Consider the following 15,548-nt stretch of genomic DNA (forward strand, 5'->3'; position numbering starts at 1 on the left):
CGGGTGCTTCACTCAACTGCGGTCTCCTGTGCGATGTCTGTGGTCGGCGATGAGGTCGAACAGCGCGGCGCCCGTCGCGCGATCCGTCGCGGAGGTGGAGCGCTCATCGGCCCGGCGGGGCTTGTCGTTCACAGCCTGTTGCGCGCGTCCGAGGATGATGCTCTGGCTCCTCGCGGCTTGCCGAGGATCTTCTTCGAACGCGATGCGGCTGCCGGCGACGAGCGAACGGATGTCCAGCGTGCTCGGCGCCTGTCTGTTCAACGCGGCTTTCGCGGCGGTCAACGCGTGGCGGTGCTGTTCCGGTGTGAACCGCCTCAAGTCGAGCAACGTGCGGTCGCGCAGCTGAGGATAGGCGACCGACACGAGAACTCCGGCGATCGTGTCCACGTCGTCGGCGAACGGACCGACCTGTTGGCGTGCCGACGAACCACGGATCTCGTGCGCCTCGGGTGCGAACCCGATGCGTTCGAGCAACCGGGTCGCCACGGCGATCCGCAACCGCGTCGGCGGGTGGATGGTCCCCCTCGACGGCATCTGATCGTCGGACGTCATGTCCGGACCGAATGCGAGGAAGTCGACGAGCGCGCTGACGAAAGCCGGTCCGGCCATGACGGTGGCGAAGCAGTCGGCGAAGAGCTCGCTCAACCAACCGCGCCACGTGGACCGGCGGTCACCCGGGATGTCCTGGGCCTGGTAGCTGAGGTGTCGGCTGGTGGTGAAGGCGAGATCGAAATCCCGCTCGACGCAGTGGCCGACCTCGTGTGCGAGGAGCAGCAGCTCCGGCAGGTGATCCAGCTGGTAGCGGGGAAGGGCGACGACCGGAACCGGTAAGGACAGGAGTATGTCGTCGTACTCCTCCGTGCCCTCTACGTCCTCGACGTCGAAGTTCTCGCCTCTCAGGTGGATGAAAGGGCTGAAGTCCCCGCTGAAGTAGACCAGCGGCGGTTCCGTGCCGGTCGCCCCCGGTCGGTCGGTGACCTCGGCGTGTTCGAGTGCCGGCTCGTAGCACGCCCAGACGAACTCGTCCGCCACGGCGAGGAACTGCCGGTAAGGCTCGTGGTACCGGAGGGCGAACTTCGACCGGAAGAACTCCCAGATGCGGTAGACCTCGAGGATCCCGTCCTGCACCTGCCGACACCGGTCGAGCACGTCCTCGGTGGCGCCCGCCATGGCGGCGCGCTCCTTCGCAGTGCGTTCGGTGAGACCGCGCAACGTGTCGACAACCCTGGTCAGCTGGGATCGGTGCTTGCGCAGCGGACCTCTGTCGCCGGCGTCTGCCAGCCACGGCCGGAACTCCTCGTCGATCCCTGCCAGCTTGCCGTCCAGCTCGAGAAGCTTGCGCTCGACGAGGCTCACCGGTGCCTCTCCCGTTCCGGGGCGAGCCGCAGCCAGGGCAAGTGGGTGAAGAGCGCGGCGCCGAGGAACGGGACGATCCGGTCGAGCTTCATCTCTCCCGGAGCGAGTCCCCGCAGGGTGGTGATCACCTCGCTCAGCGATCGTCCCGAGGCCAGTGAGTAGACCAGTTCTTCGTAGAGCTGGTTGCCCTCCCGGCCCACCAGTCCAGTGCCGAGAACGGCCGCGCACCGACCCAGGGAGAAGAGCTCACCGGCGAAGGCGTTGCGCTGCACGAGGTGCAGCGCCATGTCGGTGACACCGCGTGGCCGGTCGACGTCGAGCACGACGACAGGACGGACGCCGTCCCTCGGGAACGAGGCCAGCAGTCGGTCCATCGAGCTGACCGGGATCTCCTCCGCGGCACGCGGCCCGATGTAGGACTCGTCCTCCCAGGGGCTTGTGACGAACGAGAACGCGACCCCGCCGCTGAACTCCCGCAGACCTCCGGAGAAGTGGAGGACCGCGGGGACCCGGCCCCCGTCGATGACCTCCCGCAGGCGTTGCGCCAGGCGGTCGAGCGTCGGGTTCTCCACCACCTCGACGTCGAACCCGCTCCGCCGGTACAGCCGTTGGAGGTCGACGCCGGTGCTGGCGTGACCGCGGTTCGACACGAGCTGTTGCCACGGGCTCTGCTGGATCAGGACCACGAGCGGTGTGTCCGACAGCATCTCCTGCTGTAGTCGCTTGCGCAGGTCGTCGTTGATCTTCCCGTCCGGTGCGAGGTCGTGTTGTCGCTGGTAGGCCAGCACTGCTCGACGTGTGCGGTCGCCGAACGAGCCGTCCACGGGCATGTCGGAGCCGGTGAGGCGGTTGAGCGCCATCTGCACGTACCCGACCTCGTCACGCCGGGCCGCTTCGGGTGATGTCGTGCGGTATAGCGGCCCCGCGGTCGAGTGCGAGCCCATGAGGTCGGCGGTGCTCGAGCGGTGGGCCAGTTCCCACGGCATCATGTTCCAACGGCGATCGCCGACGATGAGCATCAGCTCAGTGGCGGTGTCCGCCTGCCCGTGTGACCGGAAGGCGGCACTAGCCGGCATGACCTCGCCCAGCTCGCGCGCGATCGCCGTCCAGTCGTCACCGAGCAGGGCGGCGAGCGATTCGGACAACTCCTCCGCGGTGAGGTCCGGGTTGTCCTGCAGCAGCCGCAGGGAACGTCCGACCAGGTGCCCCAACGGTAGCTGAGACCTGCTGGCAAGCCACTTCGCGATGTCGACCTGCTGGCCCACGAAGGTCAACGCGTTCGGTGGGGGGGCGTGCCTGATGAAGTTCTCCGACAGCGGTGACAACCGGATGCTGCTGCCGAGCAGGTTGAACGTGGCGTAGGCCCGTGCGGCCGATTCCTCGACGGACTGCTCCTGTGCCAACCGCTCGATCTCCGCCTCGACCAGCGCGAGTCGGCCCTGCCACTGCGTTTCATGCTCCTTGGCACTGTCGATCGCGTCCCGGGCGAGCACGAACGCCTGCTCGGCGCCCTCGACGTCCTGCCGCTGCAGCGCCGCTTCCGCCCGCTCGACTTGGAATATCCCGCTCAGCATGTGGTGATGTCGGAACGCGTCGAGGAAGTGGTGGACGACCGCCCAGCCGTCCGGCACCGGCTTCTCGAGGCAGTCCAGTGCGCGCGCCCAGTCGCGGACGAAGAAGGGCGATGCCAGCCTTTCGCCGTGCAGAGCCGCCGATCCCAGTGTTCTCCGGGCCTTCTCGCGCTTACCCGAAAGCCTGTGCACCTCGGCGATCGTCAGTTCCTGCAACGCGATGTCACCGGTGCTCAGGTGGCGTCGATGTCCCCGCAGCATCCTGCGCACCCTGCGGAACTGCCTGCTCGACTCCTCATCACCCGCGGTCGGCACCCGGTGCAGTTCGCCGAGCGCGGCGACTCTCGCGGATGGTGGGGTGATCCGCCTGAGGTTGGTGGTCAGCAAGTGCAGGAACTCCGCACGGCGGTCCGGCAGCCCGATGGCCAATCCCTCCACCGCGGTGCGCACCAGCGAGGACGGGTGCGCGTTCCCTCGCAGGTGCTCGACCACGTCCAGCACCAGCGCCAGCGCTTCCTGCTGCCCGTTCCGCTTGGCGAACAGCTCCGCCCGGGCCAGCGTGAGCGTGAGCCAGGCCTGCTCGGGAGAGGGCGGGTGAAGTTCGAATGCCTCGGCCAAGTGCTGTTCAGCCAGCGTGAAGTTACCCACGTCCCGCATCTGCAGGAGTGCGGAGTGGGTGTGGCACCGGGCCACGGCCTCCAAATCGCCTTCAGCGTGCCACAGCGCTCTCGCCGACTCCAACGCGCTGAGCGCCTCGTCGAACCGCGCGAGTGACCCCGCCGCCAGACCGGCCAACTCGTGCTCGCCGGGGTGCGGTGGGCCGGACCGCGCGGTGTCGACGAGATGGGGGTGCGTCGGCACGACGAGGCTGAGGGCGCCGACCGGGTCACGACCGGCGAGAGCGACCTTCGCCCCGGCGATCACGGAGTCGTGCTTCGTCGGCGTGTTCGGCAGTGCCTCGGCCTGGCTCCGCGCCCAGGCCAGGCGGCCGGTCGAGATCCCGTTGTCCACCGCCAGTAACAGCAGTTCGTCGCGATGATCCCGGTCGAGCCCGTCGACGCCGAGCGCTTTGGTGAGCACATCGATGGCTCTGTCAAACCTCCCCGCGACGTGGTAGGCCTTGACCTGGCGGGTGTGGATGATCGTGGTGAGCCTGCTCGGCGCCAAGCCGTGCCGCACCACCGCATCGTGCGCTCGTGCGTAGGTCTCGGGCGCCGAGGCCCGTCCCAAGGCCAGCTCGACGTCGCCCAGCAGCACGTGCAGCCGAACCTCGTCGTGCAGTCCCCGGACGTGCGGCAACGCGTCGTTGAGCAGCCGTTCGGCCTCGTGGGGGGCACCGATCTTCAACTGCAGGGCCGCTTGGACATAGGCGAGGCGCCACCACGGCACCACGTTACGCCCGATCCGCTCGTGCGCCGTGGCGATCTCGGCCAGGTCCCGCTCGACCCGGCTCCACCGCTGATCGTCAGGAGGTACCTGTTTGATCCTCGCGATCTGGGTCAGCGCGCTCATCCGGATGAACCGGGCTTCCACCGCGGTCTCCAGGTCGATGATCGGTTCCGTCCCCTGCCATCGCAGGGGGTCGCCGGATGACGGGTCCAGGTAGTCCTGGCCGAGCACCTCTGCGGCGATCGCCTCGCATCGTTCCGGTTCGTCGAGCCCGATCTCGCCGATCACCCGCCGCCAGTACGCCGCAGCACCCCGGCCTTCCAACTGGAAGCGGTGGTAGATGGCCTCACAGGTGTACTCGATCCACCGCGTGTGGTGCTCAGCGGCCTTCCGCTCGAAGTACTTCCACGCGCCACGCTGCAAGTGCTCGTGCACCGGGTGGCGTCGGACCACAGCCCTCATCGGCGCGAGCACGCTCGCGTGGAAGCGCAACGAATCCGACGCGCGGTTTGCCGAGGTCACCCAGGAACTCGTTCCCGCGTAGGCGTGCAGTCGACGCCAGACCTGCTCGACGTCCAACCGTTGATCGGGCGCGGGTCGGGTGTTGATCGGGAAGGTGGATCCGTTTCTGCGCAATTCGGACGGCAACGGGTCGACGTCGGGGTTGTCGAGGTCGACGTCGCCGGACATGGCGCGCCTCAGATGAGGTTCGGCGACCGCGCGCACGAAGTCCAGGTCCAATGTTCGCGGAATCACCCCGTACCTCAGCAGCCACCGGACCTGGGGGTCGTCGACCCGGTTGATGACCCGGAGCACGAGGTAGATCAGGTCGGCGTCGTGCTGTTCGATCTGCTCCGGGGTGAGCGAGGGCTGTTGCTGGACGAGGTCCGCCAGCAGCGACAGCTTGAACGGATTGCCTCCTGCCTTGGTGACGACGGCGTCGCGCACAGGCGGGTCGACGATGCCGCGCAACCTCAGGTAGCCCTCGGAATCCGCGGCGGTGAACGGGCCGGGTTCGCGCTTCGCCGCGGGCAGGGGCACCTCTTTCGACTTGCCGCTGGGCGGGTAGCGGCCGGAGAGCACCAAGCGGACGCCGGGGCACCTGTCGTGCAAGGACCGCAGTAGCACCAACAAGGCGTCCAGGTCGCCTTGGGGCCTGAGGTGCACCTCTTCCAACGTGTCGAAGATGAGGACCACGGGTTTGTCCCCGAGGACACCGTTCAAGGTGCTCATGAACCGGTTGGGCACACTCCGGGCCAGCCGCGCGCGTTGATTCCGCAAGCGGCGGCTCGCCGCGGCGGCCCGGTCGGGATCGACGACCTCGCGGCGCAACAGGGGCGCGGCCCAGCCGTAGGCTTCGAGGAACTCCTGGAAAGGTGATCCCGGCAGTTGTTGGTTGAGCTGCACGGCGGCATCCAGCAACACCAGCCAGGGGTGCCTCGTGACGTTCACCGGGTCCAAGAAGTCGAAGTCGCTCTTCGCGACCGGTATGCGCCCCAAGTCCAACGGGGAGCGCTCCGGGACCAGCACACGCGACAGCAGCCAACGCAGCTCCATGGTCTTTCCGCTGCCCGCGGGCGCGTGGAGCTCGAGGACACGCGGCTCGACGTCACTCAGCAGCTCGCGGTAGGCGGTGATGGTTCCGCTGGTTTCGTAGAACGTCCCCGTCCGGAGGAAGTCGTTGGACGAATGGCTCCTGGCGCGCAGGTACGTGGTCTTGTCATCGTGGAGTTCGACGAGCGTCGGGTCGAGGACCACCGTGCGGTCGGCGTCGCACAACGCGTTGAGCAGGTCCTGGCAACCGGCGAGGTCGAACCGTTCGTCGGCCGCCTGGAAGAGCTCTTCGAACAGGTCCTTCGCCCCTGTCGGCTCGATGAGCGCCAGCTGCTTGAGGAGTTCGTGCGGCCGGTACGGGTCGCGGTAGTGATCGGCGAGGCGGCGGACCAGGTCCTCGAGTCCGTCCGGCAGCGGCAGGGAGGACTCGGGGTTGTCGTCCCACCAGGCGTTCCAGTAAGTGGACCGCGACCCGTCGCGCAACCTGTGGAGTCCGATCGACCGCGGCACCCGCTCGATCTCGGGCAGTCGGACGACCTCGTCGAAATCCGGGAAACCCGTGGCGCCGCCCACCTTGAGCACCGCGTCGTAGACGTCCCGGTCGAACGTGTGCACCAACGAGATCCGCTTGAGCGCTTGGCGTCCACCGGGCGGTCGCAGGGAGTCGAGTGCCTCCTGCAGCGACTGCCCGGCGGCTAATCGCTCGAGGACCTCTGCCCGGTCGGCGCTCATGAGGCTCTCCGGCGGCCCTCGCGCAGCCAGTTGGTGATTTCCGTCAACCGGCTCGGCTTCCACGGTTTCAGGACGTGCTTGGCCATCGTTCCGATGGTCTCCACGTCGAGGTCGCTGAGGTCGCCGTCGAAGTGCAGGACCGCGTCTTCCGCGAGCTCCGCGAAGTCGTCGCGGTCGAGGTAGTCGACGGTGATCCACTGTGGCGCGGCGCGGTCCTGTGCCGCGGGCCAGTGGGTCACCGATTGATTCCTGTCCAAGGTCACGATCAACCTCAGGTTCAGGAGTTCGCCCTGGAGCACCCGTTTGACCAACAGCGGGTGGACGTAGTTCTTGAAGTCGTAGGGGAGGACGCCGTCCACGTGGTCCAGGATCAGGACGAGTGGACTGTCGGTGACGGCCGCCTTCAGGCTCTCGACGACGGAGTCGAACGCATCGGCCACGTGTCGAGGTGGTGCGTTCTCGCGATGCTCCAGTGGGTCGGAGTACGGGCTCGGCCGATGAGCGTCGACATCATCGACCGGTGCGTTCCCGGTCGATCCGGCCGCGGTGCTCGATACCGTCGCACCCCCGGATGTCGTGCTCGTCCGCGGCGTCAACGACACCAGATCCTCATCCGTGGTGCGGATCACCCGCAGCACGGCGGCGTAGTCGAGGACGGCCTCGTCCCTGAGGTCCACGTACTTGACCCGTTGGCCGCGCAAAGCGCACCAGCGGCGCAACCAGTGCAGGAAATTGCTCTTCCCGCTGTCCTTCTCGCCGTGCACGACGACGAGGCGGGCTGGTTCGGTGTCACGCGGTGCGAGGCTCTCGATCATCCGTCGGCGCTCTTCGCTCCGGTTGACGAACTGACCGACCTTGTCGGTCAGCATCAGGTCGATGGTCGTGGCGTCCTGCGGGGACAACACCGCCCGGTGGCCCAGGGCGTGCTCGGCGGCGCCTCGAACGGTCAGGACGGGCAGGACCCAGTCGCCCTCGCTCTCGAGGGCGTCGCCTTTCAGGTGGAGCTCGGCGCGTGCGACGGTCACCGCGGCGTCGACCGCCATCCCCTTGGCCAGGGCGCGGTAGAAAGCGCCCCCGAAGCGCGCTGCGGCAGCGCCCCTGACGTTGCCTTGCATGCCGATCACGGCTGCTGCGCCCTCCACGCCGGGTTCGTCGGTGAAGAAGCACTCGGCCAGGGGGCGGAACTCGTCCGCGGTGGCGGTGCGGCAAGCGTTGAGCACTGCGACCCGGGGCGGCGGCCGGAGGCGGCGGAGGACATCGGGAGTGATGGTCTGATCGAGGTCCCGTGCCTCGTCGCGCAGTCGAAGCGCGGGCTCGTTCTGGTCGAAGTCGTGCGTGTTGTGCCCGACGAAGTGGAAGACATGGGGCCGCAAGCGCTCGTACGCGTCGATCAGCACCTGCCGCGTCGGTGCCCTGAGGTACTCGGCCTCGATCCTGCCCTTCGTGGTCGACAGCGCCTGCTTGATCGCCCGGATCTCCGTCGCCGTACCGATCGTGCTGTCCCGTTCGCCTTCGACCACCATGATCCGGATCGGGAGCAGCGGATCGGTGTCGCCGCGCCGACCGGCGGTGTCGGGGAACCGGTCCACCCTCAGGAACGGACGGTCCGGCGACGTGAACAGCGTCCCGCCGTTCGGGTACTTCATCATCTCCCACGGGACTGACCGCAACTCTGGGGGCTTGACCAGGAGATAGGTGCGCAAGGGCTTTTCGGCCGCTTCCCGCCACCGCAGTTCGACTTCATCCTTGAACAACAACGAGTGCAGCAATTCGCCGGTTTTGCCGAAGTCGGCGACCCGCCCGTTCCCATCGACCTGAGCATTCCTCATATTTGACGCTCCGTCACCGGGAGGCCGCCCGGGGGTCGGGTAATCGCCGGGTTCGAAAGCCACTGTAGCGGAGGCGACGGGAGAAGTGGGCCATGTTTCGCCCTCTCGAAGAAAAAGCTCGACACGGTAGTGGGCCGCGTCGTCGCCCGTCGAGATCTGGATCAATCCGTTCCGCATCAGTGCCCACTACCCGCTTCCACTCGGCCGACCTGCACTCCTGCGGCTGACGGCGCTGGTAGGTGCCGCATGGCGCAGGCGTTCCCCGGTGTGTTCGTCGTTGTACCAGAAAGAGTTACGTCCTTCACCCGAACGTTGTAATAACGGTTCGGGCACTCCGAACCGCTAGGTGTTCGAGGTGTTCACGATGGGACTGGAACGGTTTCGTCACACCGCAAAGTTGCGCCTTTCCGCATAAATGTGGAGGCGTGCTGGCCCTGGGTGATTATTTGTTACTCTGCGTCAAGTGGTGCCCGCTGGTGGTCGGCGACTTCTCGTGGTCGACGCTTCGTGCTGCGCTGGAATATCCCGCATTCACCGCCGCCTCATCGAGGTGACCGCCGTTGCGGGGGACGTGGGGCATCCGATAAAGCTCAGTGGTTGCCCGTCGTGCCGAAGGAGCCACCGCGTGAACCCCGACCTGCTGCGCAACTACCTCGCCGGACACCGACTCGGACGTCGTGACGTGCTCAAGTTGGCGGGTGCGGCCGGCGCCGTCGGCGCCACTGGTCTGGTGGGCGCGCCCGCGGCGGCCGACCCGGCTCCCGCCGACGCCGGCCGACCCGATGCCGGCCGACCCGACGACACGCCGTTCGACTACGCCGACCCGGCGAACCTGGGCGACTGGGCGCCGAGCAGGTACGGGCCCGACGACCAGCGCGGCACGTTCAACGAGGTCACGCCGGCCAAGACGGCCGCCGCGCTCGGACTGCTCCGCGCGCACCGCGAGGTCACCACCTACAACCTCGGCGAGCTGATGTGGAACGGCTTCCCGGCGTTCGCCACCGACCCGCGCCGCACGTACGAGCAGCGGCTCACGATCTGGGGGTACCCGCCGCCGCCGGGGTTCGCCGAGCAGGGCGGCGTCCTCGTCTCGCTGGAGCCGTTGGGCGCCAACCGGGTGAGCGTGCACGAGGAGCGGTTCGAGGCGGAGTTCTCGCCCAAGCACCCGAAACCCCTCGCCACGACCTACCAGATCGGCAGCCAGCTGGACAACCTCAACCACATCGGCGCGGCCGACCTGTTCTACAACGGCCTGCGCGGACCCGACATCGCCCGCGGCCACGGCACCATCCGGCTCGGGGCCGAGAACATGGGCCCGGTGGTCACCCGGGGCGTGCTGCTCGACGTGCTCGGGGTGAAGCTCGCCCGCGGCCGGGTCGGGGACCTGGCCGAACCCGCGGGCAACGGGCGGCCGCTGCTGCGCGAGAACTACCGCATCACGGTGGAGGACATCCGCGACGCCATGGAGTTCGGGGGTGTCGACCGCCTGGAACCCGGCGACGTCGTGCTGTTCCACACCGGCTGGAACCAGCTGCTCGCCCGCCGCGACCCGGCCGACATCGCCCGCTGGGAGGGTTCGCGCGGGCTGCCCGGCATCTACCTGCGCGAGGCGCGCTGGCTGGCGCGTTCCCGCCCGGCGATCGTCGGCAGCGACACGTGGGCCCTGGAAGTGCTGGGCAACCCGGTCAACGACGACGGCACGGCGTTCCCCGTGCACCAGGAACTGCTGATGCGCAACGGGATCCGCATCGGCGAGTCCTACGTGGTGGACCGGCTCGCCGCCGACCGCGTGCACGAGTTCGTCTTCATCGTGACACCGCAGCACGCCGAGGGCGCCACGGCGGGCAACACACCACCCGCCGCGCTGGGGCACCCCCGACGTCGCTGACCACCTCGCCCGCCGGCGCCGGGGACGGGTCTCGACCCGTCCCCGGCGCGGCCGGTGTCCTCAGCTGGGCACGGCGAACAGGTGCGTCATCGCCGAGTTGTGCTGCGGCACGCCGGGACCCGCGGAGCCGGTCTCGTCGGTCAGGTTGTCCGCCTGTCCCTGGATGGCGCCGGTGGGGCCGCCCACGTACTCGGCCCGCACGTAGGCGTAGATCCGGTCGCAACCGGGGACCAGGGGGATCGTGGTGTAGAGCGGGACCACCTTGTGGTGGGTCTGCCGGTTGACGGTCACGCTCGTCTGGGCCATCGGCGCGGAGGAGCAGAAGGCGGCGCCGTCCATCTGGTGGGCGAACAACGTGAAGCGGGCGCTGGACGTCGTGTAGGAGTACTTGCACACGGCGGGGAGGCAGGACATGTACTGCACGTCCGCGATGACCGCGACCTGCGAGTGGCCGGCCCCGATGGTCCGGTCGAGGATCGACGTGTAGACGTCCGCGTCCCCGACCACGATGTTGCCGTTGGGCAGCGACGTCTGCATCGCCGACCCGTTCACGTCCTCCGCGACCTGGAGGGAGGCGAACCGCAACGTGCCGCTGACCGTGAACGAGGACGTGGCCTGGGCCAGCGAGTGGGTCCGGAGGTAGAGGGCGCACGACAGCGTGCCGGTCGTCGTGGCGGACACCAGGAACCGATTGACGAGCGTGATGTCGTCACGGCCGGGGTTGGCGGTGCCGACGGGGTCGATGTTCTCGCCGACGACGACGTTGCCGCCGCCCGCGCCGGAGCAGCGCACCTCGTTGTCGACCAGGTTGACGTGCCCGGAGTCGTACGCGCGCAGGGTCGAGTAGACGTAGGCGGTCTGCCCGGCCGTCATCGACGCCGTGATCCGGTCCATCTCCTGGACCTTCTGGATCCCCAAGCCCAACGACGGCACGTTGGTGATCGTCACCGGCCCGAAGGTCTCGGACGTGGCCGCGCCGGCCGGTGTCGTGACCCCCACGAGCGCGGTGGCGACGACCGCGCCGATCGCCATGAACCGTGTCGACAAACGTGTCGACAAGCGTGCGGAAACCATCAGGACCCCCCTAGTCACGGCCGAAGCCGTCCCCTGTGCTGCCGTCAGGCCAGGCTAGCCCGTTCCACCGTGCCCCGAGGCGGTGTTGGGTAGCCTTGACCGGCCGTGACCACGGCCGTCAGCCTGGACTGGAACACCTGGCGCCCACTCCGGACGCCGGTCGCGAGGTCGTCGTCTGGGACGCGCGTCCCCGTGCCGTCACCGCGCGGGTGGGCGGCCTGTCGCGGGAAGAGGGACTGGGCCGGGTCGGGCTCGACGGCGCGGGCTCGACCCTGCTGATCCACTGGTCGGAGGACTTCGACCACTCCGTCACCGACATCGGCAAGCCGGCCGGCCGGCACCGGGACCACCTGTCCACCTGGGCGTTGCCGACGGGGGAGAAGCGGGGCACGGTGTCGTACGACCGGAGCTGGTCGAACCTGGTCGCGCTGGCGGACCTCGGCACCGGCCCCCTCGCCCTGATCAGCACCAGTGCGGTCGGGTTGGTCCTGCCGCGCCCGGACCGCCCGCCGCCGCTGGGCAGGCTGGTGGGGGAGCCGGGTCGGAGCGACGGTCCACCGGCGAGATCATGGACCGGCTGTGCGGGTTGCTCGCCGATCCGAACACCGACGACGCGGTCCAGGCGCTGGTGCCGCAGGACGCCTACCAGGGGGACGTGTGCCCGAGCTGATCAGCTTTCCCTGCCCGACGACGACGCGGTGCTGGTCGAGGTGGAGTCCGACGGGCCGGAGATCTCGCCGGTCTCGCGCCGCGGCGACGTGATCCGGTCCGCCGCGACCTCGCTGGACGGCGCGCTGCGGCACGTCCGCAACGCCGCGTCGACCGCGTTGGCGAACTTCCGCGAGATGGACGTGCGGCCGGACGAGGTGCAGGTCGAGTTCGGCGTGAAGCTCACCGCGCAGGCCGGCGCGGTGATCGCGAAGACCGGGGTGGAGGGCCACCTGAAGATCAAGCTCACGTGGACGCGCGACTTGGCGGCCGAGCGCGAGGAGGAGGTCGCCGGCTCGTCGCCCGACCAACCGTGACGAGAGGGTGACTCAACGTAGAACGATAGGTGCCGATTGACATTCGATAGGTAGTGCGTGAGACTCGATGCATGGTTACAACGCATCGAGCGGTTGTCGCGCTCCGGGTGTTCCTCGTGCTGATGTTCGGCGTGCTGGTGCTGTTCCAGGTCATGTCGCTGCCCGGGCAGTTCCGCCACATGGCCGAGCAGTCGCCGGACCTCGCCCACCTGAGGTGGCCGCTGACCGCCGTGTCGGTGTTCTGGGTGCTGTGCGTCCAGGTCGTCGTCGTGTCGATCTGGAAGCTGCTCACCCTGGTCGAGAAGGACCGCATCTTCAGCGAGGCGTCGTTGAAGTGGGTGGACGCGATCGTGTGGGCCATCGGCGCCGCGTGGGTCGTGTTCCAGTGCTTCTTCCTCTACGTCGGCTTCAACGCGGACGACCCCGGCGTGCCCCTCGTGCTGTTCCTGATGTCCGTCGGCATCACCGTGGTGGGGCTGTTGGTGGTGGTGATGCGCGCGTTGCTGCGGCAGGCCACCACGTTGCGGTCCGACATGGAGCAGGTCATCTGATGGCGATCATCGTGCGCATCGACGTCGAGTTGGCCAAGCGCAAGATGAGCGTCGGCGAGTTCGCCGAGCGGATCGGGCTCACGCCGTCGAACGTGGCGGTGCTGAAGAACGGCCGGGCGAAGGCGGTGCGGTTCAGCACGCTGGAGGCCATGTGCCGGGTGCTGGAGTGCCAGCCGGGCGACCTGCTCGAATGGGTGGACGACGACGAGGACGGCGTCCTCGTCGCGGGGGCCGGGGACGAGGACGACCGGTGATCGAGGTGCGCGGACTGACCAGGCGTTACGGCGACGTGCTCGCCGTGGACGACCTGAGCTTCACCGTCGAGCCCGGCAAGGTGACCGGGTTCCTCGGCCCGAACGGCGCCGGCAAGTCCACCACGATGCGGGTCGTGCTCGGCCTCGACCGGCCGACCTCGGGCACGGCGCTGGTGAACGGACGGCCGTACGCGACGTTCGCCGAACCGCTCCGGGAGGTCGGCGCGCTGCTCGACCCCGGCGCGGCGCACCCCGGCCGCACCGGGCGCGCCCACCTGCGCGTGGCCGCCCGGTCGAACGGCCTCCCGAGCCGTCGGGTGGAGGAGGTGATCGAGCGGGTGGGGCTCGGCCGCGCGGCACGTCGCCGGATCAAGGGCTACTCGCTCGGGATGCGGCAACGGCTGGGCATCGCGACGGCGTTGATCGGCGACCCCGGCGTGCTGATGTTCGACGAGCCGATCAACGGGCTCGACCTCGACGGCGTCCGGTGGATCCGCGGCCTGCTGCGCCAACTCGCCGACGAGGGCCGCACCGTGCTGATCTCCAGCCACCTGCTCGGCGAGATGGAGCAGATCGCCGACCGGCTGGTCGTCATCGGCCGGGGACGGCTCATCGCCGACGCCACGACGGAGGAGATCCTCAACGGGCTCGGCCACGTCCGGGTGCGCGTGCTGAGCCCGGAACCGGACCGCCTGCTCGCGGAGCTGCGCGAGCACGGGTTCGACGCGCGGCGGGTCGACGCGCGGGAGCTGCTGGTCGACGGCGGCACCGCCGAGGAGGTCGGCGGGCTCGCCCACTCGCTGGACGTCCCGCTGCACCACCTGTCCGAGGTGCGCCAGTCGCTTGAGGACGCCTACCTGGAACTGACCGACAGCAGCGTCGAGTACCACGGCCGTGAGCCCGTGCGCACGGCGGAGGAGGCAAGGTGACGGCAGTGGCGCGAGAGGTCCGCGTCGGTCGGGTGTTCGCGCGCGCGTGCGCCGCCGAGTGGACGCGACTGTGGACGGTGAAGGCGACGTGGTGGTTCCTGGCGGCGGCGGCCGTGACGATGGTGGGCATCGCCACCATCGCGGGACTGGAAGCCGCCGCGAACCCCGATCCGCCGCAGGGCGGGTCGGCCTGGGCGGCGGCGGCCGTCACCGGTCTGCCGGGCCAGTTCGCGCTGCTCGCCCTCGCCCTCACCGCCGTGACGTCCGACTACGCGACCGGCGGGATCGTGCCGAGCCTGCAGTGGACACCTCGGCGCGCGGTCCTCTTCCTGTCCCGGGCGACCGTGGCGGTGGGCGCGGCCACGGCCGCCGGTGTGCTGCTGGCGTCCGCCGCGACCCTCGCGTCCTTCATCGCGGCACGGCCGCTGCTCACCCTGGCCGGCGGCTGGGACGTGCTGCCCGACGTGGCGTTCGTCTTCGCGGCCGGGTCGGCGTTCGCGCTGGGCCTCGGCTTCCTGCTCCGCAACACCGCGGGCACCCTGGTCACGGTGTTCCTGCTGATGCTCGTCCTGCCGCTGATGCTGCCGAACTTCGGCTACGAGTGGATGTCCGCGCTCGCCGACCTGCTGCCCGGTTCGGGCGCGGCGTTCCTGCTGATCGGGGAGGTGCCCGGGATGACGCGGACGTCCTCGGTGGTCACCATGCTCTGCTGGGCCGCGGGTGCGCTGCTGCTCGGCCGGCTGCGCCTGTCCCGGGACGACGCCAACCGCTGACCCCGCGCTGCTACGATGCGTCGTTCCACACCGTCGGGAGGCGTCTTCTCCATGCAGGGCAACAAGACCGGGGCGGACGCGGTGGCCGTGCACGCGGTGGTCGACAGCCCGGTCGGCGAGCTCACGCTGGTGGCGCGGGACGGGGTGCTCGCGGGCCTCTACCTGCCGGAGCACCGCCACCGTCCCGCGCTGGAGACCTTCGGCGAGCGCGACGCGTCGCCGTTCGGCGAGGTGGTCGCCCAGCTGGCGGAGTACTTCGCGGGCGAGCGGACGGTGTTCGACCTGCCGCTGTCGCCGGCGGGCACCCCGTTCCAGCGGACCGTGTGGGACGCGCTCAAGGAGATCCCGCACGGGGAAACGGTGTCCTACGGCGAGCTGGCCGCCCGCATCGGCCGGCCCACCGCGTCCCGCGCGGTCGGGCTGGCCAACGGCAAGAACCCCATCAGCGTCATCGTGCCGTGCCACCGGGTCGTCGGCTCGACCGGCGCCCTGACCGGCTACGGCGGCGGCGTCGAGCGCAAGCGCGTGCTGCTGGCCTTCGAACGCGGCGACCACTCCTGGTGAGGGTGGCTGTTCCGCCACGGTCGCGAGCACCGCTCGACCGACATCCGCGCGTGCGGATC

11 protein-coding genes are annotated in these 15,548 nt (G+C 69.2%); 7 read left to right on the forward strand and 4 right to left on the reverse strand.

The window, feature by feature from the left end; translation table 11 throughout:
* Positions 1-12 precede the first annotated feature (12 nt).
* Genes ACQPYE_RS10850 through ACQPYE_RS10860 form a run of 3 tightly spaced genes read right to left on the reverse strand, consistent with a single transcriptional unit; the run spans position 13 to position 8,431 of the window.
* Entirely contained in the window at positions 13-1,356 is a 1,344-nt protein-coding gene (locus ACQPYE_RS10850; RefSeq protein ID WP_498720935.1) for a hypothetical protein, read from the reverse strand.
* Complete coding sequence (locus ACQPYE_RS10855) at positions 1,353-6,602, reverse strand: peptidoglycan-binding protein (RefSeq protein WP_498720936.1); 5,250 nt, start codon at positions 6,600-6,602, stop codon at positions 1,353-1,355. The genes ACQPYE_RS10850 and ACQPYE_RS10855 overlap by 4 nt, the downstream gene beginning before the upstream one ends.
* Positions 6,599-8,431, reverse strand: coding sequence for a CHAT domain-containing protein (locus ACQPYE_RS10860; RefSeq protein ID WP_498720937.1), 1,833 nt, complete (start codon positions 8,429-8,431; stop codon positions 6,599-6,601). The genes ACQPYE_RS10855 and ACQPYE_RS10860 overlap by 4 nt, the downstream gene beginning before the upstream one ends.
* Positions 8,432-9,056: 625 nt before the next feature.
* Here ACQPYE_RS10860 and ACQPYE_RS10865 point away from each other — a divergent pair.
* Positions 9,057-10,319 carry a cyclase family protein gene (locus ACQPYE_RS10865; RefSeq protein ID WP_498720938.1) on the forward strand — a complete coding sequence of 421 codons (1,263 nt, stop codon included), beginning with the start codon at positions 9,057-9,059 and terminating at the stop codon, positions 10,317-10,319.
* Between the two features lie 60 nt (positions 10,320-10,379).
* On the opposite strand, the gene ACQPYE_RS10870 is transcribed toward ACQPYE_RS10865, so the two are convergent.
* Positions 10,380-11,351, reverse strand: coding sequence for a hypothetical protein (locus ACQPYE_RS10870; protein WP_498720939.1), 972 nt, complete (start codon positions 11,349-11,351; stop codon positions 10,380-10,382).
* A gap of 137 nt (positions 11,352-11,488) precedes the next feature.
* On the opposite strand from ACQPYE_RS10870, the gene ACQPYE_RS10875 reads away from it, so the two are divergent.
* From ACQPYE_RS10875 to ACQPYE_RS10900, 6 genes are all read left to right on the forward strand, one after another.
* Positions 11,489-12,418 carry a CU044_2847 family protein gene (locus tag ACQPYE_RS10875; protein ID WP_498720940.1) on the forward strand — a complete coding sequence of 310 codons (930 nt, stop codon included), beginning with the start codon at positions 11,489-11,491 and terminating at the stop codon, positions 12,416-12,418.
* Between the two features lie 71 nt (positions 12,419-12,489).
* Complete coding sequence (locus tag ACQPYE_RS10880) at positions 12,490-12,969, forward strand: DUF2975 domain-containing protein (RefSeq protein ID WP_498720941.1); 480 nt, start codon at positions 12,490-12,492, stop codon at positions 12,967-12,969.
* The gene (locus ACQPYE_RS10885; protein WP_498720942.1) at positions 12,969-13,223 is read left to right on the forward strand and encodes a helix-turn-helix domain-containing protein; all 255 of its coding nucleotides are present in this window, start codon (positions 12,969-12,971) and stop codon (positions 13,221-13,223) included. The genes ACQPYE_RS10880 and ACQPYE_RS10885 overlap by 1 nt, the downstream gene beginning before the upstream one ends.
* A complete protein-coding gene (locus tag ACQPYE_RS10890; protein ID WP_498720943.1) occupies positions 13,220-14,152 on the forward strand; it encodes an ABC transporter ATP-binding protein in 933 nt (310 codons plus the stop codon). Before ACQPYE_RS10885 ends, ACQPYE_RS10890 begins: the two co-directional genes overlap by 4 nt.
* Positions 14,149-14,925 (forward strand): hypothetical protein, encoded by a 777-nt coding sequence (locus ACQPYE_RS10895; protein ID WP_498720944.1) that lies wholly within the window; start codon positions 14,149-14,151, stop codon positions 14,923-14,925. Before ACQPYE_RS10890 ends, ACQPYE_RS10895 begins: the two co-directional genes overlap by 4 nt.
* An 81-nt stretch (positions 14,926-15,006) precedes the next feature.
* A complete protein-coding gene (locus ACQPYE_RS10900; protein ID WP_498722879.1) occupies positions 15,007-15,489 on the forward strand; it encodes a methylated-DNA--[protein]-cysteine S-methyltransferase in 483 nt (160 codons plus the stop codon).
* Positions 15,490-15,548: the final 59 nt, after the last annotated feature.

The sequence above is a fragment of the Actinosynnema sp. CA-299493 genome (assembly GCF_050946825.1).
Taxonomy (GTDB): domain Bacteria; phylum Actinomycetota; class Actinomycetes; order Mycobacteriales; family Pseudonocardiaceae; genus Actinosynnema.